Annotated in this window: 22 protein-coding genes; 19 read left to right on the plus strand and 3 right to left on the minus strand. The window is 62.2% G+C overall.

What is annotated here, in order from left to right; genetic code table 11:
- Positions 1 to 513: 513 nt before the first annotated feature.
- The 19 genes from P6U23_RS16365 (at position 514) to P6U23_RS16455 (ending at position 18,855) form a co-directional block, all read left to right on the plus strand.
- Positions 514 to 1,872, plus strand: coding sequence for an ABC transporter substrate-binding protein (locus P6U23_RS16365; protein ID WP_407180738.1), 1,359 nt, complete (start codon positions 514 to 516; stop codon positions 1,870 to 1,872).
- Between the two features lie 67 nt (positions 1,873 to 1,939).
- Positions 1,940 to 2,914, plus strand: coding sequence for a carbohydrate ABC transporter permease (locus tag P6U23_RS16370; RefSeq protein WP_407180739.1), 975 nt, complete (start codon positions 1,940 to 1,942; stop codon positions 2,912 to 2,914).
- Entirely contained in the window at positions 2,911 to 3,873 is a 963-nt protein-coding gene (locus tag P6U23_RS16375; protein WP_407180740.1) for a carbohydrate ABC transporter permease, read from the plus strand. The genes P6U23_RS16370 and P6U23_RS16375 overlap by 4 nt, the downstream gene beginning before the upstream one ends.
- On the plus strand, positions 3,870 to 4,073 hold the full coding sequence (locus P6U23_RS16380; protein WP_407180741.1) for a hypothetical protein: 204 nt from the start codon (positions 3,870 to 3,872) through the stop codon (positions 4,071 to 4,073). The genes P6U23_RS16375 and P6U23_RS16380 overlap by 4 nt, the downstream gene beginning before the upstream one ends.
- 11 nt (positions 4,074 to 4,084) lie before the next feature.
- Positions 4,085 to 5,182: an ABC transporter ATP-binding protein gene (locus P6U23_RS16385; RefSeq protein ID WP_407180742.1), complete on the plus strand. Its 1,098-nt coding sequence runs from the start codon at positions 4,085 to 4,087 to the stop codon at positions 5,180 to 5,182.
- Positions 5,175 to 6,200 (plus strand): ABC transporter ATP-binding protein, encoded by a 1,026-nt coding sequence (locus P6U23_RS16390; RefSeq protein ID WP_407180743.1) that lies wholly within the window; start codon positions 5,175 to 5,177, stop codon positions 6,198 to 6,200. The genes P6U23_RS16385 and P6U23_RS16390 overlap by 8 nt, the downstream gene beginning before the upstream one ends.
- Before the next feature lie 14 nt (positions 6,201 to 6,214).
- Positions 6,215 to 6,838: a dihydroxyacetone kinase subunit DhaL gene (dhaL, locus tag P6U23_RS16395; RefSeq protein ID WP_407180744.1), complete on the plus strand. Its 624-nt coding sequence runs from the start codon at positions 6,215 to 6,217 to the stop codon at positions 6,836 to 6,838.
- Positions 6,835 to 7,227, plus strand: a complete 393-nt coding sequence (dhaM, locus tag P6U23_RS16400; protein WP_407180745.1) for a dihydroxyacetone kinase phosphoryl donor subunit DhaM — start codon at positions 6,835 to 6,837, stop codon at positions 7,225 to 7,227. The genes dhaL and dhaM overlap by 4 nt, the downstream gene beginning before the upstream one ends.
- Before the next feature lie 31 nt (positions 7,228 to 7,258).
- A complete protein-coding gene (locus P6U23_RS16405; protein WP_407180746.1) occupies positions 7,259 to 7,561 on the plus strand; it encodes an HPr family phosphocarrier protein in 303 nt (100 codons plus the stop codon).
- Entirely contained in the window at positions 7,562 to 9,181 is a 1,620-nt protein-coding gene (ptsP, locus tag P6U23_RS16410) for a phosphoenolpyruvate--protein phosphotransferase (protein WP_407180747.1), read from the plus strand.
- Complete coding sequence (locus P6U23_RS16415; protein ID WP_407180748.1) at positions 9,174 to 9,596, plus strand: hypothetical protein; 423 nt, start codon at positions 9,174 to 9,176, stop codon at positions 9,594 to 9,596. The genes ptsP and P6U23_RS16415 overlap by 8 nt, the downstream gene beginning before the upstream one ends.
- Positions 9,597 to 9,628: 32 nt before the next feature.
- On the plus strand, positions 9,629 to 10,612 hold the full coding sequence (dhaK, locus tag P6U23_RS16420) for a dihydroxyacetone kinase subunit DhaK (protein WP_407180749.1): 984 nt from the start codon (positions 9,629 to 9,631) through the stop codon (positions 10,610 to 10,612).
- Positions 10,613 to 12,065: 1,453 nt separating this feature from the next.
- On the plus strand, positions 12,066 to 13,220 hold the full coding sequence (locus P6U23_RS16425; protein WP_407180750.1) for an ABC transporter substrate-binding protein: 1,155 nt from the start codon (positions 12,066 to 12,068) through the stop codon (positions 13,218 to 13,220).
- Between the two features lie 3 nt (positions 13,221 to 13,223).
- Complete coding sequence (locus P6U23_RS16430; RefSeq protein ID WP_407180751.1) at positions 13,224 to 14,105, plus strand: branched-chain amino acid ABC transporter permease; 882 nt, start codon at positions 13,224 to 13,226, stop codon at positions 14,103 to 14,105.
- Entirely contained in the window at positions 14,102 to 14,941 is an 840-nt protein-coding gene (locus tag P6U23_RS16435; protein WP_407180752.1) for a branched-chain amino acid ABC transporter permease, read from the plus strand. Before P6U23_RS16430 ends, P6U23_RS16435 begins: the two co-directional genes overlap by 4 nt.
- The gene (locus P6U23_RS16440) at positions 14,938 to 15,702 is read left to right on the plus strand and encodes an ABC transporter ATP-binding protein (RefSeq protein ID WP_407180753.1); all 765 of its coding nucleotides are present in this window, start codon (positions 14,938 to 14,940) and stop codon (positions 15,700 to 15,702) included. The genes P6U23_RS16435 and P6U23_RS16440 overlap by 4 nt, the downstream gene beginning before the upstream one ends.
- Complete coding sequence (locus P6U23_RS16445) at positions 15,695 to 16,420, plus strand: ABC transporter ATP-binding protein (protein ID WP_407180754.1); 726 nt, start codon at positions 15,695 to 15,697, stop codon at positions 16,418 to 16,420. The genes P6U23_RS16440 and P6U23_RS16445 overlap by 8 nt, the downstream gene beginning before the upstream one ends.
- 413 nt (positions 16,421 to 16,833) lie before the next feature.
- Entirely contained in the window at positions 16,834 to 17,703 is an 870-nt protein-coding gene (locus tag P6U23_RS16450; RefSeq protein WP_407180755.1) for an ABC transporter substrate-binding protein, read from the plus strand.
- A 24-nt stretch (positions 17,704 to 17,727) separates the two neighbouring features.
- Positions 17,728 to 18,855 carry an LLM class flavin-dependent oxidoreductase gene (locus P6U23_RS16455; RefSeq protein WP_407180756.1) on the plus strand — a complete coding sequence of 376 codons (1,128 nt, stop codon included), beginning with the start codon at positions 17,728 to 17,730 and terminating at the stop codon, positions 18,853 to 18,855.
- A 354-nt stretch (positions 18,856 to 19,209) separates the two neighbouring features.
- Here the strand turns inward: P6U23_RS16455 and P6U23_RS16460 are convergent, their stop codons facing one another.
- From P6U23_RS16460 to P6U23_RS16470, 3 genes are all read right to left on the minus strand, one after another.
- Positions 19,210 to 19,590: a VOC family protein gene (locus tag P6U23_RS16460; protein WP_407180757.1), complete on the minus strand. Its 381-nt coding sequence runs from the start codon at positions 19,588 to 19,590 to the stop codon at positions 19,210 to 19,212.
- 88 nt (positions 19,591 to 19,678) lie between these two features.
- Positions 19,679 to 20,692 (minus strand): isopenicillin N synthase family dioxygenase, encoded by a 1,014-nt coding sequence (locus P6U23_RS16465; protein ID WP_407180758.1) that lies wholly within the window; start codon positions 20,690 to 20,692, stop codon positions 19,679 to 19,681.
- Between the two features lie 101 nt (positions 20,693 to 20,793).
- A complete protein-coding gene (locus tag P6U23_RS16470; RefSeq protein WP_407180759.1) occupies positions 20,794 to 21,726 on the minus strand; it encodes an ABC transporter permease in 933 nt (310 codons plus the stop codon).
- Positions 21,727 to 21,731: the final 5 nt, after the last annotated feature.

Raw genomic sequence — 21,731 nt, forward strand, 5'->3', positions numbered from 1 at the left:
AATGGCGCGCTCTGGACAGCTCTTGGCGCGCAGAGCGGACGTTCAGCAGGCCGTCCGGCAAGAGCCAAACGCGCTTTCACGGGCTCGCATTGAACGTTCAGTAAAGTTTTTTGCTAAACAAGGCCGCAGTCGGGACTAGGTCGCAGCGTGACGATCTCGGTTGCGGGTGGGGTCCAGGCCCTCAAATCCGTAACTCCCGCGCTCCCCTGTTTCTGACGAGCCATCGCATGCACATCGCGGGTCCGAGCACCGGTGAAGGTTTTTCGTTCGCAGCCAAAGAAACCCGCTTGACGGTCCCTCGAATTTAGTAATACGTTTAGTATCACGAAAAATAATAAACATCGCACATCGAGCCGATGTGTGGGAGGAGCCCAGCCATCCGGACCCCTTTTCCGGAAACGCCCCGTCTCGCTCTCCATCATCGCTCATCAACTCGGTTTCAGGTCTCGACGTCGTTCCGGCAAGGCGCGCGCCGAGCGGGTTATGTGCTCCAACGATAGAGAGGAAACGGACATGCGAAGATTGAAATGGCTACGCAGCGCGGCGACGTCTGCGTTCCTTGCGGCCGCCGCGCTTGGGGGCCTCGGTGGCAGCGAAGCCGCAGCCCAGAACAAGCAACTCACGCTTTGCTGGGCGGCATGGGACCCGGCCAATGCCCTGGTCGAACTGGGCAAGGACTTCACCAAACAATCCGGCATCGAGATGAAATACGAGTTCGTCCCCTGGACGAGCTATGCCGATCGCTTCCTCAACGAACTCAACTCCCACGGCAAGCTCTGCGACCTCATCATCGGCGACAGCCAGTGGATCGGCGGGGCCGCCGAGAACAAGTGGTACGTCAAGCTCAACGATTTCTTCGACAGCGAGAAGATATCGATGGATGACTTCGTCCCGGCGACGGTCGTGGGCTATTCGCAGTGGCCCAAGAACTCGCCGAACTATTGGGCGTTGCCGGCCATGGCGGACGCGGTGGGCTGGACCTATCGCAAGGACTGGTTCTCGCGGCCCGACATCCAGTCGGCTTTCAAGGCCAAGTACGGCCGCGACCTGGCACCGCCGAAGACCTACGACGAGCTGAAGCAGATCGCGGAGTTCTTCCAGGGGCGCGAGATCGACGGCAAGAAGGTCTACGGTGCCTACATCTTCACCGAGCGTGGGTCCGAAGGCATCACGATGGGCGTGACCAACGTGCTCTACAATTACGGCTTCAACTACGACAATCCGAAGAAGCCGTATCAGATGCAGGGCGTGGTCAATTCGGCCGACGCGGCCAAGGGGCTCGAGTTCTACAAGGAGCTCTATAAGTGCTGCACGGCCCCTGGCATGACCAACGCCTACATGCAGGAAGGGCTGGATGCCTTCAAGTCCGGCCAGGTGGCGATGCAGATGAACTGGTTCGCCTTCTTCCCCGGCCTCTACAAGGATCCGAATGTCGGTGGCGACAAGATCGGTTTCTTCGTCAACCCGGCTGGTCCGAACGGACACTTCACCCAGCTCGGCGGACAGGGCATCTCGGTCGTGGCGACCTCGGACCACAAGGACGACGCGCTCGCCTACATCAAATGGTTTGCGCAGCCCGCCGTGCAGCAGAAATGGTGGCAGCTCGGCGGCTACTCGGCCCTGAAGGCGGTGGTCGATGCCCCCGACTTCCCGAAGAGCGCGGCGTTCGCGCCGCAATTCCTGGAGTCGATGGGCATCGTCAAGGACTTCTGGGCCGAGCCATCGTACGCGCAACTGCTGCTCGACATGCAGAAGCGGGTGCATGACTACGTCGTTGCGGACAAGGGCACGGCGCAGCAGGCGCTCGATCTCCTGGTCAAGGACTGGACCAAGGTCTTCAAGGAGCAGGGCAAGCAGGTCGCCTCGCAATAGACGCGACCCGGATCAACCGGACTGGTTTCCCCGGGACGTGTCTCGGGGAAACCGCACCAGCCAGCCGATGGACAAGATGACCACGATCTCTCAACCTGATCATGCCACGATCGCCGGCATGGGCGAGCCCGCGAGGTCCCGCACCACGCGTCGCGTGCGCGGCCTGTCGGACCGCACCATCGCCTGGCTGTTCGTCGCGCCCACGATCGCGCTTCTGCTCGCGATCAACATCTTCCCGCTGGTGTGGATGATCCGGCTGTCCTTCACGAGTCTCAACCTCAGCATGTCCTATCTGCCGTTGCGGTTCGTTGGGTTCGACAATTTTAGCGACATACTCACCGACGAGGACGTCTGGCTCCGGCTCCAGACCACGGCGCAGTTCGTGATCTGCTCGGTGACGCTCCAGGTGATCATCGGGTTCGGCCTGGCGCTCCTGATCAACCGTCAGTTCCGCGGTCACAGCTTCTGGACCACGATCATCCTGCTGCCGATGATGCTGTCACCTGCGGTGGTCGGCAATTTCTGGACGCTGCTGCTGCAGCCGCAGATCGGCCCCTTCAATTATGTGATCAGCCTGTTCACCGGCGTGCCGCCGAGCTCGTTCAGCATGACCGGGCAGGTCTCGCTCGCGCCCTGGACCATAGTGCTCGTCGACACCTGGATGTGGGCGCCGTATGTCATGCTGATTTGCCTCGCCGGGCTTCGCTCCATTCCCGACTACATCTACGAGGCCGCCGAAGTCGATCGCGCCTCGGCCTGGCGGCAATTCTGGTCGATCACGCTGCCGATGACGGTGCCGTTCCTGATGCTCGCGGTGCTGTTCCGCGCGATCGAGAACTTCAAAATGTTCGACATGGTCAACCTCCTGACGTCGGGAGGGCCGGGGTCGACTACCGAGCTGGTGTCGATCACGCTCAAGCGCGCGGCATTTGAGAAATGGCGCACCGGCTATTCCTCCGCGCTCGCCATCATCCTGTTCGTAACAGTGTTCGGTGCCGCCAACATTTACGTCAAAGCGCTCAACAAGGTGAAGCAACGATGACCGCCGCTGTGGCCGGATCCACCGCTCATTCCATCGTCGAGGCCTCGCCGCGCGCGAAGGCCGTGGCGGGCGGTCTCGTCATCCTCTACGCCGTGATCACGATCCTGCCGCTGCTCTGGATCGCCGCCACCGCTTTCAAGTCGCAGAGCGACGCCATCGCCTATCCGCCCAAAGTGATCTTCGAGCCGACGCTCGAAGGCTACGTCAACCTGTTCACCGTGCGCACCCGCCAGACGCCCGATTTCATTGCCAAGCTGCCGCCGCCGCAGACGTGGTACGACAAGCTCGTGCGCCAGCACGACATGGTGATTGCCGGACCGTCGAAGGTCGTGCCGCGCTTCGTCAACTCGCTGATCATCGGATTCGGGTCGACGTTTCTCGCCGTCTTTCTCGGCACGCTTGCGGCCTACGCGTTCTCGCGGTTCCGTATTCCGCTCGCCGACGATCTCCTGTTTTTCATCCTCTCAACGCGCATGATGCCGCCGGTCGCGGTCGCGATCCCGATCTATCTGATGTACCGGCAGCTCAATCTGACCGATACCAGGCTCGGAATGATCCTGCTCTACACCGCCGTGAACGTCTCGCTCGCGGTCTGGTTGCTCAAGGGATTCATCGACGAGATTCCGCGCGAATACGAGGAGGCCGCTCTGGTCGATGGCTACACGCGACTTCAGGCTCTGCGCAAAGTGGTGCTGCCGCAGGCCGTCACGGGTATCGCAGCGACCGCGATCTTCTGCCTGATCTTCTCCTGGAACGAATATGCCTTCGCGGTTCTCCTGACGAGCGGCGAGGCGCAGACCATGCCGCCTTTCATCCCATTCATCATCGGCGAAGGCGGGCAGGACTGGCCGGCCGTTGCCGCCGCGTCCACACTGTTCGTCGTTCCGATCGTCCTGTTCACCGTGTTGTTGCGCAAGCATCTGCTCCGCGGCATCACCTTCGGAGCTGTACGCAAATGAGTGGTTCTGCTGCGGTTGCCAAGAGTGGAATGTCTCGCTGGTTCCGTCGCGGGCCTTGGGAGGCGGGCGCGACGACCCTGATCGGGGGCGGCATCATCATGCTGGTGCAGCCCTGGTCGATCGACCTCTACAGCTATTCCTTCGTGACGATCCTCGCCGGCACAGTTGGCTACGTCATCGTGAGCCATTTTCCGGAATAAGGCGGTCAACAATGGCACAGATCCGCGTCGAAAACCTGCGCAAGTCGTTCGATCAGTTCACCGCCGTGCACGGCTCGAACTTCACGATCGACGATGGCACCTTCTTTGCGATGCTCGGCCCCTCCGGCTGCGGCAAGACGACCACGCTGCGCATGATTGCGGGGCTCGAGCTGCCGACGGAAGGAAAGATCTTGCTCGACAGCGAGGACGTGACGTTCCGCCGCGCTGCCGCGCGCGATATCGCCTTCGTGTTCCAGCTTTTCGCACTCTATCCGCACATGAACGTCGCCGGGAATATCGGCTTTCCCTTGAAGTGCCAGGGCATGGCGCGGCGCGAGGTTCGCGAGCGCGTTCAGGAGACGGCGCGGCTGTTGCGGATCGAGCACCTCTTGCCGAGCAAGACCTCCAAACTGTCCGGCGGCGACCGGCAGCGTGTCGCCCTTGGGCGCGCCATGGTGCGGCGTCCCAAGGCCTTTCTGATGGATGAGCCGCTGGGTGCGCTCGATGCCGAGTTCCGCCATCTGATGTGCGGTGAGCTTCGCGACCTGCACGATCGCATCGGCGCAACCACGATCTACGTGACGCACGACCAGCTCGAGGCGATGTCCATGGCTGATAAGATCGCCGTCATGAACAAGGGGCGCGTCGAGCAGATCGGCTCGCCGCAGGAGATCTATGATCGGCCGGCGAGCATGTTCGTGGCCGACTTCATTGGCTCGCCGCCCATGAACTTCCTGCGCTTCGAAGGCGGCCTGCGATCGGGGGATCGGGCCATCAGCTTCCATGAGGCCAAGATCGCGGTGCCTGAGATCCGCGAGGACCGCGCGAGCGCTCCGCTGGCGCTCGGGATCCGTCCGGAGCACATCCGCTTTGCCGACGCTGCCGCCATTCGCGGGGAGGTCTTCGGCGCAGAATATCTTGGTACCACCCAAATCGTCACCATCGATACCGCCCATGGACGCATCGCGGCGCGGCTACCCTCCAGCTCATCGGTGCGGATCGGCGAGACGGTGGGTCTCGAATTCCGGTCCGAACGCCTGGCGCTGTTCGATGTCGGTAGCGGCCTTGCGATTCGGACCGCCAATGACGGGAGTGCTCGCAATGGCTGACGTGGCCTTACGCAACATCAGCAAGCGCTTCGGCGCGGTCGAGGCGCTGCGCGAGCTCTCGCTGACCGTGAACGACGGCGAGTTCCTGGTCCTCCTCGGCCCGAGCGGCGCCGGCAAGACCACGACGCTGCGGCTGATCACGGGGCTCGAGAGCCCCGATGCCGGCTCGGTCATGATCGATGGGCGGGATGTGACGCACGATCCGCCGGGATCGCGCGACATCGCCTTCGTCTTCCAGCAATACTCGCTTTATCCGCACCTCACCGTCTACGACAATTTGGCGTTCCCGCTGCGCTCGCCGGCGCGGCGCGTGCCGGAGCCGATCATCCGCAAGCGCGTCGAGCAGACGGCGGAACTGCTGCATATTGCAAGCAAGCTGAATAATGGTGCAACGCGCCTCTCCGGCGGCGAGATGCAGCGGGTGGCCATCGGCCGCGCGCTGGTCCGCGATCCCTCGATCTATTTGATGGACGAGCCGCTGTCGTCGCTGGATGCCAAGTTGCGTGCCGAGCTTCGTCTCGAACTCAAGCGGATCCAGCTCGAGCTTGGCGCGACCATTCTCTATGTCACTCACGATCAGGTCGAGGCCATGACCATGGCGTCTCGGATCGGTGTGATCAGGAACGGCCAGCTTCTTCAGCTCGGCACGCCGCGAGAGATCTACGAGAGCCCGGCCTCGAGCTATGTCGCTTCGCGTCTCGGTACGCCCCAGATCAATTTCCTTCCGGCTCGCCTGTTATCGGACGTGCCGATGCCACCCGGAACGGAGATGGTTGGGATCCGCACCGAGCATCTCCGCCTGGCTGCGCGCAGCGGCGGACGGATGGTCGGACGCGTGCACCGCGTCGAGCATCTCGGCGAGCAAAATCACGTTCACCTGGACTATAAAGGGGAGAGGCTGGTAACGCTGGCTGATCCGCATCAGCCGCTGCATGCTGGCCAGGAGGTTGAATTGCATCTGGTCCAACCGCTGTGTTTCGATCGCGCGGGACAACGGCTCTCTTCGATGGTTCACTGAGAGGATCAATCGCGATGTCGCTGCAACCCGAGACGTTCAAGTCGCTGGTCAAGGTGGCCGCAGAGCAGGTCATTGCCAGTGCGCCGGAGCTCACGAGTCTGGATCAGGCGATCGGTGATGGCGACCACGGAACGAACATGAAGCGCGGCTTTGAAGCCGTGCTCGGCAAGCTCGATGCGATCTCGGCACAGCCGCTGGATGAGGCGCTGAAGATGATCGGCAAGACCCTCGTGATGACGGTCGGCGGCGCCTCCGGGCCGCTCTACGGCAGTTTCTTTCTCGCCGCGGGCGAAGCGCTTTCGCATGACAAGCATCTGCCCGAGGATCTCGCGGATGTCTTCGGCAGCGGCGTGAATGCGGTGAGCGCACGCGGTCGCTCGCAGGCAGGTGAGAAGACCATGCTCGACGTGCTGGTTCCTGTCCTGGAGACGCTGAAGACGGCCGCCGGGCAGCCTGACCTGATCTCGCGGGTCCGAACCGCCGCCGCCGAAGCGGTTGAGCGGACCGCGCCGATGCAGGCCACCAAGGGGCGGGCGTCATTCCTCGGAGCCCGCAGCGTCGGACATGTCGATCCCGGCGCGCGTTCGAGCTGCGTTCTCGTGCAGGCGGTATGCGCGAGCCTGGAGGGAGAGCAATGAGCGAAACCGTAGGGATCGTGATCGTCTCGCATTCGAGGGATATCGCCAAAGGCACCGCCGACATGGTACGGCAGATGGTCGGCAGCGAGGTCAAGGTTGCCTTCTGCGGCGGCAATCCCGACGGCGGGCTCGGCACCAGCGTCTCCCTGATCATCGACGCCATCAACGATGCCTGGTCGGCGAAGGGCGTCGCGATCCTCGTCGATCTTGGCGGTGCCGAAACAAACAGCGAGATGGCGGTCGAAATGCTGGAGCCGGCACGGCGCGATCTCGTTGTCGTATGCAACGCGCCGATCGTCGAGGGCGCCGTGATGGCGGCAACCGAGGCGGCGGGCGGCAGCTCGCTGGCCCAGGTGAAGGCCGTGGCCGAGGAACTCTCTGCCGGCTGACATGTCGGCGATATGATGACGGAATATGAGCATGCTGGACAAAGCGGATGGACAGACTTTCACTGATCATGTGCGGCTGGTGCACGCAGTGGGCATGCATGCGCGCCCGGCGGTCAAGCTGACCAAACTCGCCAAGAGGTTCCAGGCACAGATTTCCGTTCGGGTCGCCGGCGCGGCCGAATGGATCAATGCCAAGAGCGTGGCCAAAATCATGGCCATGCGTGCGGCGCACGGCAGCACGATTGAGATCCAGGCATCGGGCAGTGACGCAGAGGCTGCTGTCGCGGCGCTGGTCAAGCTGATTGCAACCGATTTTCCGGACGAGGCGTCCTAGATGCAGGGGAGCGCTGCAGGACTGGCGTATCGCGGCAGAACCGCCTCGATCGGCTTTGCTCACGGCCCGTTTGTCCGTGTCGATGCCGGCACTCATGGCGAGCGGGTTGCAGGCGCGTTGGCCGAGGAGGCGCTTGCGCTGCGCAAGGCGATCGACGCGGCAAGCGGTCAGATCGCGGAGCTTGCCGCGGTCGCGGGCGGTGAAGCCGCGCAGATTCTCGAATTCCAGGTTGCGCTCTTGGAGGATGAGGATTTCCTCCAAGCGATCTTCGCATCGATCGGCCAGGGGGCTGCTGCGGATGTCGCATGGCGTTCGGCGCTCGACGAGCAGATCGCGGATTACGAGTCGGCGGAGGACGAATATCTGAAGGCGCGCTCCTCCGATCTCGCCGACCTCCGCGACCGCGTGATCAATATCTTGCGGGGCGGCGAGGGGCAGGCCCCGAAGATTCCGGGTGGTTCCGTGGTCTGCGCCGACGATCTGCCGCCCTCGCGATTTCTGGAGATCGATTGGTCCGCCGGCGGCGGCCTGGCGTTGTTGCGCGGAAGCCCCACGAGCCACGTCGCGATGCTGGCGCGCGCCCGGGGCATTCCCATGGTCGTGCAACTCGGCGCTATTCCGGAGGTCGGAGTCACGGCGCTGCTCGATGGCGAAGGGGCCACGCTCGAGCTCGATCCAAATGCCGAGCAGCTTCGCCTGTTCGAGAAGCGGCGCGAAATCCACCGCAAGAGCAGGGCGTCTGCCCGGGCAATTCTGCGACGGCCGACCGCGTCCTGGCGCGGGGAGCGGATCAAGCTGCTCATCAATATCCAGCGCGTCGAGGAGCTTGATCATGCGGACGCGCAATATGCCGATGGCATTGGCTTGATGCGCACCGAGTTTCTGCTCACCGACCGGGGCGGCCTTCCCGACGAGGAGACGCAGTTTCGGGCCTATGATGCGGTCCTGCGTTGGGCCGAGCGGCGTCCGGTCACTATTCGCACCTTTGATGCGGGCGGCGACAAGCCGGTGCCCGGGTTCACCATCGACGGTGAAGCCAATCCCTTCCTGGGCGTGCGCGGCCTGCGGCTCTGCCTGGCCCGGCCCGAGATCTTTATTATTCAGCTCCGCGCGCTGGCGCGCGCCGCCGTGCGTGGAAACCTCAAGGTCATGTTCCCGATGGTCACGGCGCCGGACGAGCTCGAGGCGGGGCGGAAGCTGTTCGCCGAGGTTGTGCAGCGCTTGCAGGCGGAAGGCATTGCCGCAATGCTGCCCGAGCTGGGAATCATGGTTGAAGTCCCGGCGGCGGCCCTGGCAATTGCGAGCTTCAAGGCCGCCTTCTTCTCAATCGGCTCGAACGACCTCGCGCAGTATATTTTTGCGTGCGATCGTTCCAACGGAGCTCTGGCCTCTTTGGTGAATCCTTTGCATCCGGCAGTGCTCGAACTGATCGCGCGGACCGCGGAGCATGGGCGGCGCTCCGGCATAAGCGTCAGCCTGTGCGGCGACATGGCGAGCGACCCGCGCTGCCTGTCTGCGCTATTGAACTGTGGCTTGCGCGAGCTGTCCGTGAATGCATCGGCGCTCGCGCAGATCAAGCAGACGATCGACCGGCTGAGCAGCGGAGCCGGCCTTGGCTGACACGGCGATCGAAGAACCGGCCGAGACCGGCGCTGTTGCGGTTTACAAGCGCATCTTCAAGGAGGTGCTGGAGAGCCGCCCCTCGGGCATGCGACTTCGCCTTGCGCATGCCATGGGCAAGAATCGCAGCTTCGTCAGCCAGATCAGTAATCCGGCCTATCCGGTGCCGATACCCGTGCAGCATCTCAATACGATCTTCGATGTCTGCCACTTTCCTCCGCAGGCAAAGGCCGCCTTCTTGCGCGCCTATGCGCGCGCGCATCCGCGCCGGATCGGCCGGCTGACCGAGGGGGCGCATGAGCGGACCCTCACGTTGCATCTGCCGGATCTCGGCAACGCCAGGCGGAACGCCGAGCTGGATGCACTGCTCCAGGAGTTCGCGCGGCGCCTGAGCGCTATCATGCGCGAAAAATAGCGAAAGGCCGAAGGACGAAGCGGGAGGAAACAATGAAAAAGTTCATCAACTCGGTCGACAGCATGCTCGCGGAGAGCCTCGACGGGCTTGCGGCCGCGCACGCGGACATCCTCGCGCTCGGGCCGGAGCGGAAATTCGTGCGCCGGCGCGAACTGAACCCGAAAAAGGTCGCGCTGGTGTCGGGCGGTGGCAGCGGACATGAGCCGCTGCATGCAGGCTTCGTCGGCCGTGGCATGCTCGACGCCGCCTGCCCGGGACAAGTCTTCACCTCGCCGACGCCGGACCAGATCGTCGAAGCCGCGCAAGCCGTTGGCGGAGAGGCCGGCGTGCTCTTCATCGTGAAGAACTATGCGGGTGACCGCATGAACTTCGAGATGGCGGCCGAGATCGCCGAGGGGCGCACGGCCAGCATCGTGACGGACGATGACGTCGCGGTCGAGAGTTCGACCCACAGCATCGGCCGCCGCGGCGTGGCCGGCACCCTGATCGTCGAGAAGATCGTCGGCGCGGCCGCCGAGAAGGGCGTTGACCTCGAGGGCTGTGTCGCGCTCGGCGAGCGCGTCAACGCGCGCACACGCTCGATGGGGGTAGCGCTGACGAGCTGCACAGTGCCAGCCGCGGGCACGCCGACTTTTGCGCTTGGTGAGGACGAGATGGAGATGGGGGTCGGCATTCACGGCGAGCCGGGACGCCGCCGCGTCAAGCTGGAGCGGGCCGATGTGATCGCCCACGAGATGACGACGGCGATCGCAGAGGATCTCGACGCGCGCAATGGCGCCGAGGTGCTGCTTCTCGTCAACGGATTTGGTGGCACTCCGACGATCGAGCTCTATCTGATGTACAATGCGGCGCGCCGGATGCTCGAGAACCGCGGCTTGCGCATCGCCCGCTCGTTGGTCGGCAGCTTCGTCACCTCGCTGGACATGGCCGGGTGTTCGCTCACAGTGAGCCTGCTCGATGCCGAGACCACGGCGCTCTGGGACTATCCGGTGCACACGGCCGCCTTAAAATGGTGATCGCAGTTCCTCCCTCATGGAGGATCGCATGCCAACGCCTCACTGCAACGTCCGTTCGGTTTTCCCTCCCTGAAACTTGCCGTGTCTGTCGGACGCTGCATTGTCTTTGCCTGCCCTTTTCCAACGAGTTCGTATCTCCTCTGGCGATATTTGTCTGAATTCGTTGAGTTGCTTCGAGTTGAAGTAGTGACGGGAAAGTACGAGGGCTGTGCAACAGCTCTTCGTCGGAAACCGGTGTGGTGTGGCGGTTTTGATGCCGGGCAGCCGTTTTGCGGAAAACGAATTTCTGGTTCGTCCGGATGCTCAGTGTTTTGCAGCTTCGACGCCGCGCAAATAAACAGAAAACGTCTTATTTTCGGGCGTGCATTGACTTGCGGCGCCTGATGCGCCGACACTCGTGCATGCAATTGGTCCAAGGGGATCGAACGGTGGTTGAGATTGTTCGCTGGTCCCCCAGTCGGCGCGTTGCCCCTCGTACGGCAACGGCGGCGTGTTGAATTACACGCCTAACGCAGCCAGCAATGTCAAACCTTCAAATCGGGAGACGCCGATCATTATAACCGGCGAATTGGCCAGCCATGTCCCTTGCATTCGTAATTGAAATTCAGTCCCACGCAGTCGGCCTTGTTGTCCGAGATGGCAACCGCTGCCGGTTTCATGCCGCGGTTCGTGAGCTCAGCCGTTTCGACGGGCGGTCGTTTCGGTCGCCGCGAGATGCGGAGAAAGCAATCTTGCGTCAGAGAGCCAAGCAACTCAGCGGAGCAGCCGGCGCTGGGCCGTCGCGCCCCGACGCGGCTGGATCTGATCCCGTGAATGTGCAGCGGTGAGTGTTCGACGCCACAGCCTTGGGCTGCGACGTAGGCCTTGTGTTGCTCCGATCGCTGTCGGCTCTGTCGGATTTGCCGAAAGGTGTGGACCTCGCCGTGATCCCGAGCTGAGGGCGCAATTAGTGCAGTCTTCGCGTCGAAACCATCACGACGCTTGGCTTACCGGCAAGGGCGCTTCTTCGAGCCTAATCGCTATCGAAATGTAGCAGCGCCGCCTTGAAAGTCGCTGGATCCTCAAGACTCCGAATGGCTGGTGTCGGGCAGGATTAACAAGCAGCGTTGGGGATATGGCGGCGATGTATTCGATGCGTGCGCGCTCGGTCGCTTCGCCATGATGGCCATCCACCACCATGGCCTACGCTCGAATCAAACGTAGCTGGTCGTCGCTCCAGTTAATTCGTCATGTCGCATATTGGTCCATCACCCAGATCAAAGCGCAGCTTCCTGTTCAAGCGCTCTTTCGCCTGACTAGAAAGTTGCACAAAGCGCGCCCGATTTGGGTTGATCATTCTCGCGATGTCGGGCTCCCAAGGGTTTTAATTTCAAATTTCGTGCGAAGCTTGACAGTGCCCGCTCGCCTTCTAAACAGGCCGCGATAAACATTGGGTTTTTCTAGAGGACAATCGATGGTCATGCCGACGTTTTCTCGCCGCAGAGTCTTGGCCCTGGGCGGTGCTGTTGTTCTGTCGGGGTCCTCGGCCTTCGCGCAGTCACGGCGTGTTGCAAAAATCGGGTTGGTGCAGTCAACCACGGGAGGCTCGGCTGCGCTTTACGGCACCGAGCAGAAGCAGGCGATCGAACTGGCCTTTGCCGAAATCAATGCGTCGGGCACTCTTAAGGACATTACCCTCGAGGCGATCTATGCTGACGATGGCGCAGATCGCGGCCAAACGGTAAATATCTTTCAGCGTCTCATTCGTCAGGACAACGTTATCGCAATCCTCGGGCCGTCACTTTCAAATTCGGCCTTTGCAGCCGATCCCATTGCCCAGCAGGCGGGGGTCGTCGTCATCGCGAGCTCGAACACCGCGCCCAACCTGACCAAGATTGGCGACTTCGTGTTTAGAACCAGCGTGCCTGAAGATCAGGTCTTTCCGACTGTGCTTCGTTACGCGGTGAAGAAGCATGGAATCAAGCAGGTCGCGTTGATCTACGGCCTTGACGATGCGCTCACGCGCAGCGCCCACGAGGTTCAAAAGAAAGCCGTCACTGAACTTGGGCTACAGCAGGTCGCCATCGAGAGTTATCAACGCGGCGATGTCGATTTTTCGGCCCAGCTCACGAAAATTCGCGAGCAGAAGCCTGATGCGATCATCCTGGGCACGCTCGCGGAGGAGGCTGCAGCAATTCTTAGGCAGGCGCGACAGCTCGGCATCGATGACAAGGTGGCGTTCATCGGCTGTAACGCCAATATTTCGGCCAAACTCTTTGAATTGGCGGGGCCGGCGGCGAACGGCATCATCGTCGGTGCGTCGTGGTTCGCGGGATATGACAATGCCCGCAGCAAGGCATTCGTGGAAGCCTATCGCAAGCGGTACGGTACGACCCCTGATATCTACGACGCACAAGGCTACGATGCGGCCTATCTGCTGGCCGAAGCTGTCCGCCGTGCAGATGACGTCAGCAGCGGCAAGGTGGTGCGCGACAAGCTGGCGGCCATAACCGATTTCGATGGTGTGCTGGGACATTTCGGGTGGTCGGCGGACCGGGATGCGACGGTTCAACCCAAAGTCCTCATCGGTGATGGCAGCAGCAAAGTCTTCGTCGCTGCGCCGAGCTGACAGATGTTGTTGCAGCAATTCGTGAACGGCCTCTCGCTCGGGGCCGTTTACGCCGTGTTCGCCATTGGCTTTACGCTCATCTTCGGCGTCATGAACGTGCTGAACCTGTCACAGGGCGCGGTGTTCATGTGGGGCGCCTATGTGGGCCTCGAGATGGTACGGACCCTGGCGCTGCCGCTGCCGGCCGCAATCGTCGTTGCGGCGACAATTGCGGGCCTGCTCGGTGTATTGAGTGAGATGGTGGTTTTCCGGCCCCTGCAGCAGCGCGGTGCGCATCGCTGGATGGGCATGGTTGGCAGCCTGGCGTTGGCGCGCATTCTAATTGGTCTGGCTCAGGAAATATTTGGAACGCAGGTGGTGCGCTACCCGGACAACGCGCTTGCCGGTGCCGCCGTCGAACTTCTCGGCGCGAGGCTGCAGCTTCTGCAAATCGTTGCGATCGCGGTTGCGCTGGCGATGATGCTCGCGGTTGCATCGCTTCTGCGGTTCACGAATCTAGGGCGCGGCATCCGCACTGTGGCTTTCAGCGAGTCGGTCGCGCGCCTGGTTGGCGTTCCCGTGGGAAGCATCCGGCTGTTGACCTTCTTCATCTCCGGAGCGTTGGCGGGCGGTGCAGGCGTGCTTTGGTCCTTGCTGTTCCAGTCGGTGTCGCCTTTCATGGGAGACAACATTCTCCTGAAAGGTCTAACGGTGCTGATCCTGGGCGGCCTTGGAAATGCCGCCGGTGCGCTCGCCGGCAGCCTATTGCTCGGGGCCGTCGAGGTCGGAAGCGTCGTGATTGTCGGCTCGGGCTACAGGGACGCTGTTGGCTTCGGGCTTGTGCTGCTCATTCTGCTAACCCGACCATCAGGCCTGTTCGGTGCACGAGAGACCAAACGGGCATGATTGAGCTTTTCAGCGCCTATCACAACGTGATCGATCTGTGCCTGCTGAATTCATTGCTGGCCTTTAGCTGCTTCCTGTTGTTGGGCGTCAATCTCTTTTCGCTGGCGACGGGTGGCCTGATGGCTATTGGCGCCTACCTGTCGGTGTGGCTAACCATGCAGCATGGCTGGAGCTTTGCGCCCGCTCTGATCGCGGCCGTAGCAGCCGCTGCCCTCGCTGCGCTGGGTCTCGGGACTCTCGTCTTGCGGCTGCGCGGTGACTATTTCGCGATGGCGACGCTCGCCTTCACCGAGGTGACGCGGATCATCGCGCTGAACTGGGATTCCGTGACCGGAGGCGCACTCGGAATATTCGGTATCCCGCAATATACCCAAACCTGGCAGCTTATACTGCTGCTCGCGGCGGTGGTCTATCTGACGTGGGCCGTGCGCAATTCGAGCTTGGGCGAGCGGATGCGGGCCGTTGCCTCAGATGAGCTGGCGGTGACAACGGCCGGACATGACGTCGCGCTCTTCAAGCTGTGGATATTTGCCGCCTCCGGTGGCATAGCGGGCCTTGGCGGGGCGCTCGCGGCACACCTGAACATGTTTGTCTCGCCAGGCGACTTCGGCTTCTTGCGCAGCGTCGATGCCGTGGTTGCGCCGGTGCTAGGCGGCGTGTGGAATATCGTAGGTCCACTGCTCGGAGCAACGATCCTGACGGTTCTTCCGGAAGCGTTGCGGTTTTCCGCCCAGATGCGCGAGATTCTGATCGGGGCAGCGATGCTCGCCGTCGTCCTATTTGTTCCGACAGGCGTGGCGTCGCTGCCAGCCCTTCTACGCAAGAGAGCCGCATGACGGCGCTGCTGGAGCTGAAAGATGTTTCCCGCCAATTCGGCGGCGTCGCCGCGCTGTCAGGCGTCTCGCTGTCGCTGCGAGAAAAGTCGGTGACGGGCCTGATCGGACCGAACGGATCGGGAAAGACGACCCTGATGAATGTCATCAGTGGAGTCGACAATCCCTCTGCCGGCCACGTATTGCTCGATGGAGCGGCTGTGAGCGGCCTGCCGGCGAACATCCTGGCGCGCCGTGGTATCGCAAGAACGTTTCAGCACATTCGGCTCATCCCGGATTTGACGGCGACGCAGAACGTGGCGCTGGCCCTCCACGAACCCGAGACACGTCTGCTCAATATTCTGTTGCGATTGCCCGGCATGAGACGCAGCGATCGTCAGCGAGGTGAGCTTGCGTTCGCGCTGCTCGAAAGGGTCGGCGTGGGCCGGCATGCGCGCACGGCGGCCGGCGACTTGTCCTATGGTGATCGACGGCGTGTGGAGATTGCGCGTGCGCTCGCTTCAAACCCCCGCCTGCTTCTATTGGATGAGCCTGCCGCCGGCATGACTCACAGCGAACGTACCGCGCTGCGGGATCTGATAGCGCAGCTTCCGCCATTGGGCGTCGCGGTCCTGTTGGTCGAGCATGATATGGATCTGGTGATGGGTGTCTGTGACGTGATCCATGTCCTTAATCAGGGGCGTCTTATCGCGTCCGGTCGGCCGGAGCAGATTCGTTCCGATCCGCATGTGATCGAGGCCTATCTCGGAGCCGAGGATGCTTGAGATCAGCGGCCTGTGCTCGGGTTATGGCGGGCCCGATGTTCTGGACGATATCTCCCTGCGTGTGCAGGCCGGAGAAATCGTCGCGGTTGTCGGCGCGAACGGGGCCGGCAAGACGACGTTGCTCAACACCATCGCAGGGCTGATTAAACCATCGGCCGGTACCATAAGTCTGAGCGGGACCGAAATCGGCGGACGTCCGGCTGAACGCGTCGTGCGCGCGGGCCTCTCGCTCGTGCCAGAAGGACGGCAGGTCATCGCGCCGCTGAGCGTCGAGGACAATCTGCTGGTCGGTGCCTACAGCCGCCGGGACGGCGGAGCAAGAGTCACGCTTGCAGAGGTATACGACCGTTTTCCGAGGCTGAGAGAACGTAGCCATCAGCCGGCAGGACTGTTGTCGGGCGGAGAACAGCAGATGCTCGCGATCGGCCGCGCGCTGATGGCCGCACCGCGCGCGCTGCTGCTGGATGAGCCCTCGATGGGTCTCGCGCCGCTGGTCGTGACGGAGATATTCGCGCTGCTTTCGGATCTGAACAAGCTGGGCCTGGCCATTCTTCTGGTGGAGCAGAACGCGCGCAAGGCGCTCGCACTTGCCGCGCGCGGCTATGTAATCGAAGGCGGTCGCATCGTGCTGCAGGGGCCTGCCGGAGAATTGGCGAACTCGCCGGCCGTCGTCGAGGCCTACCTTGGAGCCGCCGGATCGCGGGAGTTCGCGGTGTGACGGCGCGTACACGCATGCGGATCTGAAAAAGGCTTTGGTGCGCGACCTTGTCACCGAATCGCGCCTGCCGACGAGCGGCTGGGACATGCAGGACGAAAGGGTTGAGCGCAGTCGCGGGCGACATTTGGTTTGATTGTCGCCGCTCACGTCTGGCCGAACACGACCTATGGTCTCACCGGCATCGGCTCCGCTGAAAAACATAGAAGGAAATGCGTCGGTCGAGTTATTGGGCGATGAATGCGTATCAAGCGCGCGCTCAAATAGAAAATACCATTTGCTTGCGGGCGCCGTGTCGCTGTGATGACCTGTCCGCAACATAGGAGCGGGTGCGCTTGGGATGCGGGAGGGCAGCGGCCACGATGCGCTGCGAGTCGCGTGCGTGAGCGTCCATGTATTGATGGAGTGGTTTGTCCATGGCGCTTGTGGTCGGAGCTCACGCCCAGAATTTGTCCCTATCGGTGTTGTCGCGCCGCGCCGATAAGGTCGAGGCGTTGCGCAACGCGGGGCTCGAATTCTTCGTCTATGATGCAGGATCGCAGACGATACCGCTTTTGAAGGCGGGCGTCTTGCATCTGGTCGGGACCGGCGCGACGCCGCCGATTCTCGCCGAGGCGCAAGGATTGCCGTCCGCAGTGTTCGGTGTGTCCGGCCCGCGCCATGAAAATGGCGGTCTGCTGGTACGCGGTGACAGCGACATTCGCTCGCTGAGCGATTTGCGTGGTCGCGGGATCGGACTGATGCCGATCTCATGGCACACGCAGTTCCTGGCCGCCGAACTCGATGCAGCGGGAATTGCGTGGAACGAGGTGAATGCCGCCGAAATTATTCCGGCGACGGCCCGCGACTCATTTCTCCAGCGCAGACTTGATGCCATCGTCGCGACCGACCCTCTGTATTCCAAGATCGCGGCCCGTGTTCCAGTGCGCATCCTGGCTGCGCCGGGGCAGGCATTCTCGAACCGCTCGGTGTATTGGGCACGTCGCGAAACGCTGCGCGATCATCCCGATCTTGTTCGTCTGCTGCTGGACGCTTTGATCGACTCCGACCGGCGCACCCTTGAGAATCCTCGGGAAGCAGCCTCGTTGCTCGACGGCCTTAACGGCAATTCGTCGGTGGAGTGGCTCCCGGCCATCAGTTCGCGTCCGTGGGGCGTCGAGCCGCCCGGTGCCGAGTTTGTGACCGAACAGCAGGCCCATGCGAATATTTTCGCCAAATTCGGGCTGATTCCGAGGCCAATCGACGCCACGCCGACCGCCAATGCGACGTTCTTGGCGGCGGCCTGACGCCCAATCGAGAAAGAGGCTGTGATGGAAGTTCTTTGGTATCTGACTGGCCCGGATGGCCGTTATCCCTGGCGGCCTGACGGAGCGCGCGAACTAAGCTATGCCTACTTCCAGCAGCTCGCGCGCGCGGTCGACCACCTCGGGTTCACCGGCGCGTTGCTGGCGACCGGGTCGCACGACGCCTGGGTGCAGGGGGCGTCGCTCATTCCCTATACAGAGAATTTCCAGCACCTGATCGCCGCGCATCCGCCGATGATTTCGCCGACATTGCTGGCGAAGATGATGACGACCTTTGACCATTTTTCCAAAGGTCGCCTGCGGGTCAATATCGTCAACGGCGATGCAAAGCTGATGGCGCAAAGCGGCGTTCATCTCAAGCATGATGAACGCTACGCCTATACGGATGAGTTTCTCACGGTACTGACCGGCCTCTTGCGTGGGGAGTCCGTGACCTTCAAGGGCAAGCATATTCATGTGGTCGATGCCGGCTTGCCCCTGCGGCCCTATCAGAAGGGGGGCATTCCCTTGTGGTTCGGCGGTTCGTCGGATGCGGCGCACGAAGTCGCGGCCAAGCACATCGACACATATCTGTCGTGGGGTGAGACTCCAGAGCAAACTGAAACCAAGATCCGCCACGTCAAATCCCTTGCGGCGAAGCACGGGCGTTCTGACAAGATCAGGTTCGGCGTCCGCCTCTATGTGATCGTACGCGAGACGGAGGAGGCGGCCTGGGCCGCCGCGCAGGACCTCTATGATCACATGGATGAGCGCGCGATCGCTGGAGCCCAGTCCTATGTCGCGGGGATCGATTCGATCGGTCAACAGCGGATGTCCGCACTTCATGGCGGCCGCAAGCCGGCGAACCTGCGCGAACTGGAGGTCGCCCCGAATTTGTGGTCGGGTATCGGCCTCGTTCGCCACGGTCCGGGGACCGCGCTGGTCGGAAACCCAAAACAGGTTCTTGCCCGCATCGACGATTATCGCAGTGCGGGGATCGATGTGTTAATCGTTTCCGGTATGCCGCTGCTCGAGGAAGCCTATCGCTTTGCCGAGCTCGTCCTGCCGCATTTGCCCGTCAACCGCTCGGCTGAAGGCGGCATTACGTCGGCGTGGACGAAAGAGCGCGATGCCGCCTGGAAAAGCGTCGCTTGAGACGAGAGTAGAGTCGGTGGTCATCGGTCAGGGGCGGCGCTCCTTGCGCTCCGAAAACGACATTTCCTGTCGCATAGGAGGTCGAGCCTATATCTCCTCTGGTCGTGCCTATTCCGGCGACTCCATATCCATGGGGTAAGGTCCGTGTCGTAGATCCGTCGGCGATCGTGACCGAGACCTTCTTGGTCGTTACGTCGGCGCAACTGGTTTGTCCGGCGCCGAAATAAGTGTCTCGCCGGCACGATCGATCAGGGGACCGTTCGGACAGGAAGCGCCATGCGTCATGGCGACGATTTTGTCTCGGCGGTTGCGCAATCGGGCTTCAACCTGCGGGAGACCAGATACTCGCCTGCGTCAGAGCACCGTGTTGATGCGGAAGACATTCTCTTCCGGATCGAGCAGCACCGATTGATACCAGTTGTAGTAGGTGCGATAGGGCTCCTTGATGAGCCGTGCGCCGCGGCTGACCGCGATCGGTGTCAAGCGATCGACCTCCTCCATGGACTCGACGTCGAAGTTGAGCAAGAACTTCACGCCGGTCGGATTGGCGTAGTCGGCAAGCTTCAAAAGGCCGTAGGCGTCCTGGGCGTTGAAGCCCAGATTGCTTTTGCCGGTGCTGAGGCCGACAAAGATCGGCGACCTGATTTCGGCAATCTCCTCGAATCCGAACACGTCCCGGTAGAAGCTGGAAAGCGCGACCACGTCCTTGGCGAAGATGTTCACATACGAGAGCATCTGAAGTCCTTGTGTTTGCCTGCGACCACCGTGTGGCGGTGCGCCTGAATGCCGCTGCGCCCCGGCGGGCCCTCGTGGTCGGCGTGGCTCAGGCCACCTTTTCACCCTTGCCGAATGTCGTCTGCTTGACGAACTTGCTCCGCAGGTGATCGCCTGAGGTGATCGGTTCGTATTTCGCCGGATGCGCGGCGTCGGTGCAGCTCGGTAAGCATTCAATCACGGCGTCGTAGTTCGGTTGATGGAAGAACACGATCGAGAGCCGGTCCTTGTTCTCCTCGGAGGCGAGCGGCGGATTGACGACGCGGTGAACCGTCGACGACCACTGATCGTTGGTCCACTGCTGCATCAAGTCGCCAATGTTGACGATGAAGGTGCCTTCGACGACCGGCACGCTGACCCATTCGCCGGCCCGGTTCTTGACCTGCAGGCTCCCGTCCGTCAGCTCCTTGCGCAGTATGGTCATGCTGCCGTAATCGGAGTGCACGCCGGCGCGCAGTTGGCCGGGAAGCGGCTCGCTGGTCTGCTTCGGATAGCGCAGCACGCGCATCATCGAGATATTGCGGTCGATGGTGTTGTCGAAATAATTCTCGTCCAGATCGAGCGCGAGCGCAAAGATGCGCATCATGTCGGTCGCGAGCGCGTCAACCGCGCGGAAATAATCTTCCCAGATCGGCTTCAGCTCGGGTGGCGTCAGCGGCCAGACGTTCGGCGCGAAATGGGGGCCGGCGGCTTCGCTGGTGAAATAGGGATCGTTCGGGGGTACGTCGACCGGGCCAATCGACAGTGATTCCTTGATGTCGGGCGGTGTCGGCTCGTCGAGGCTGTAGGAAAGTCCTTCGCCGCCGACCGCGCTATAGCCGCGGACCTGATCCGGTGCGGGCCTGTCCGCCTTCACCTTTTCACCGTGCGGCAACGAGAAGAATGCGCTCGACACGTCGTAGGTCTTGCGGATGAGATCTTCAGATATCCCGTGTCCAGAGATGACGAGGAAGCCGATATCGCGGCACGCCTGTCCCACTTGCTCCGCGACCGCTTTCTTTCCCCGGAAAGTTCCCTCCCGATACGGCGTGAGATCGATTACAGGCACGTGAAGCAGCGTCATCAGTCTGTCCCTCTCGATTCAATTCGGCGGCAAAGGTGCGTGGCGGACACGCGAAAAAAAAGCAATAACCGTGCCGAGCAACGCGGACATCGACAGGCATTTCAGCGTTCCTCACGGACATGTGGCTGTCCAAGCGCGCCGGGCTCCAGGCTGCCGCTGCGATCCTTGGCTCCGACCCAGATCATCACGGCGATGGTCGCAAGGTAGGGCGTCATCAGCATCAAATACTGAGGGACGTGGATGCCGACGGCTGCGATGTGCGGGATCAGCGCTTCGATGCAACCGAACAGGAGCGCGCCGGCCAGCGCCGGCCATGGTGCCCAGCGCGCGAACACGACCAGCGCGACGGCGATCCAGCCTCGTCCACCTGTCATCCCCGTCACCCACAATTTGACGCCGACCACGGAGATGTAGCCGCCGGCAAGGCCGATGAGAGAGGAGCCCGCGACAATGGCAAACAGGCGATGCAGCGTGACGCTGACGCCTGCCGCATCCGCCGCGCCCGGGTTCTCCCCGACCGCGCGGATGCGCAAGCCCAGTATGGTCCGAAACAGCAGGAAATTGACCGCAACGAAGATCAGGATGGTGAGATAGACCACCGGATCCTGCATGAAGAAGATGCGACCGATGCCCGGAATTTCCGACAGCGGCCAGATCTTCAGCGGGGCAAGGCCGGTGAGCTGCTTGTTCTGCCATTTGGCGAGCGTGCCGATCAGGCCGGTAAAACCCTGGCAGAAGAACACGATCGATAGTCCCGCGATCACCTGGTTGATGCGCAACACCACGACGAGTGCGGCGAACAGCAGTGAGACGAGGCTTGCTGCGACCGTCGCGGCGAGCAGCGCGACGGCGGGATGGCCGGCGAGTGTGATGCAAGTGCCGGCGCCGGCCAGCGCGCCCACCAGCATCAGGCCTTCAGCCGTAAGGTTGAGGACACCGGAGCGTTCCGCGATGATCAACCCGAGCGCGGCGAGTGCATAAGGCACGGCCGTGACGGGCGTGTTGGCGAGCCAATTGATCAGGAAATCGATCATGACGA

This window comes from Bradyrhizobium sp. STM 3562, assembly GCF_045571435.1.
Lineage (GTDB): Bacteria > Pseudomonadota > Alphaproteobacteria > Rhizobiales > Xanthobacteraceae > Bradyrhizobium.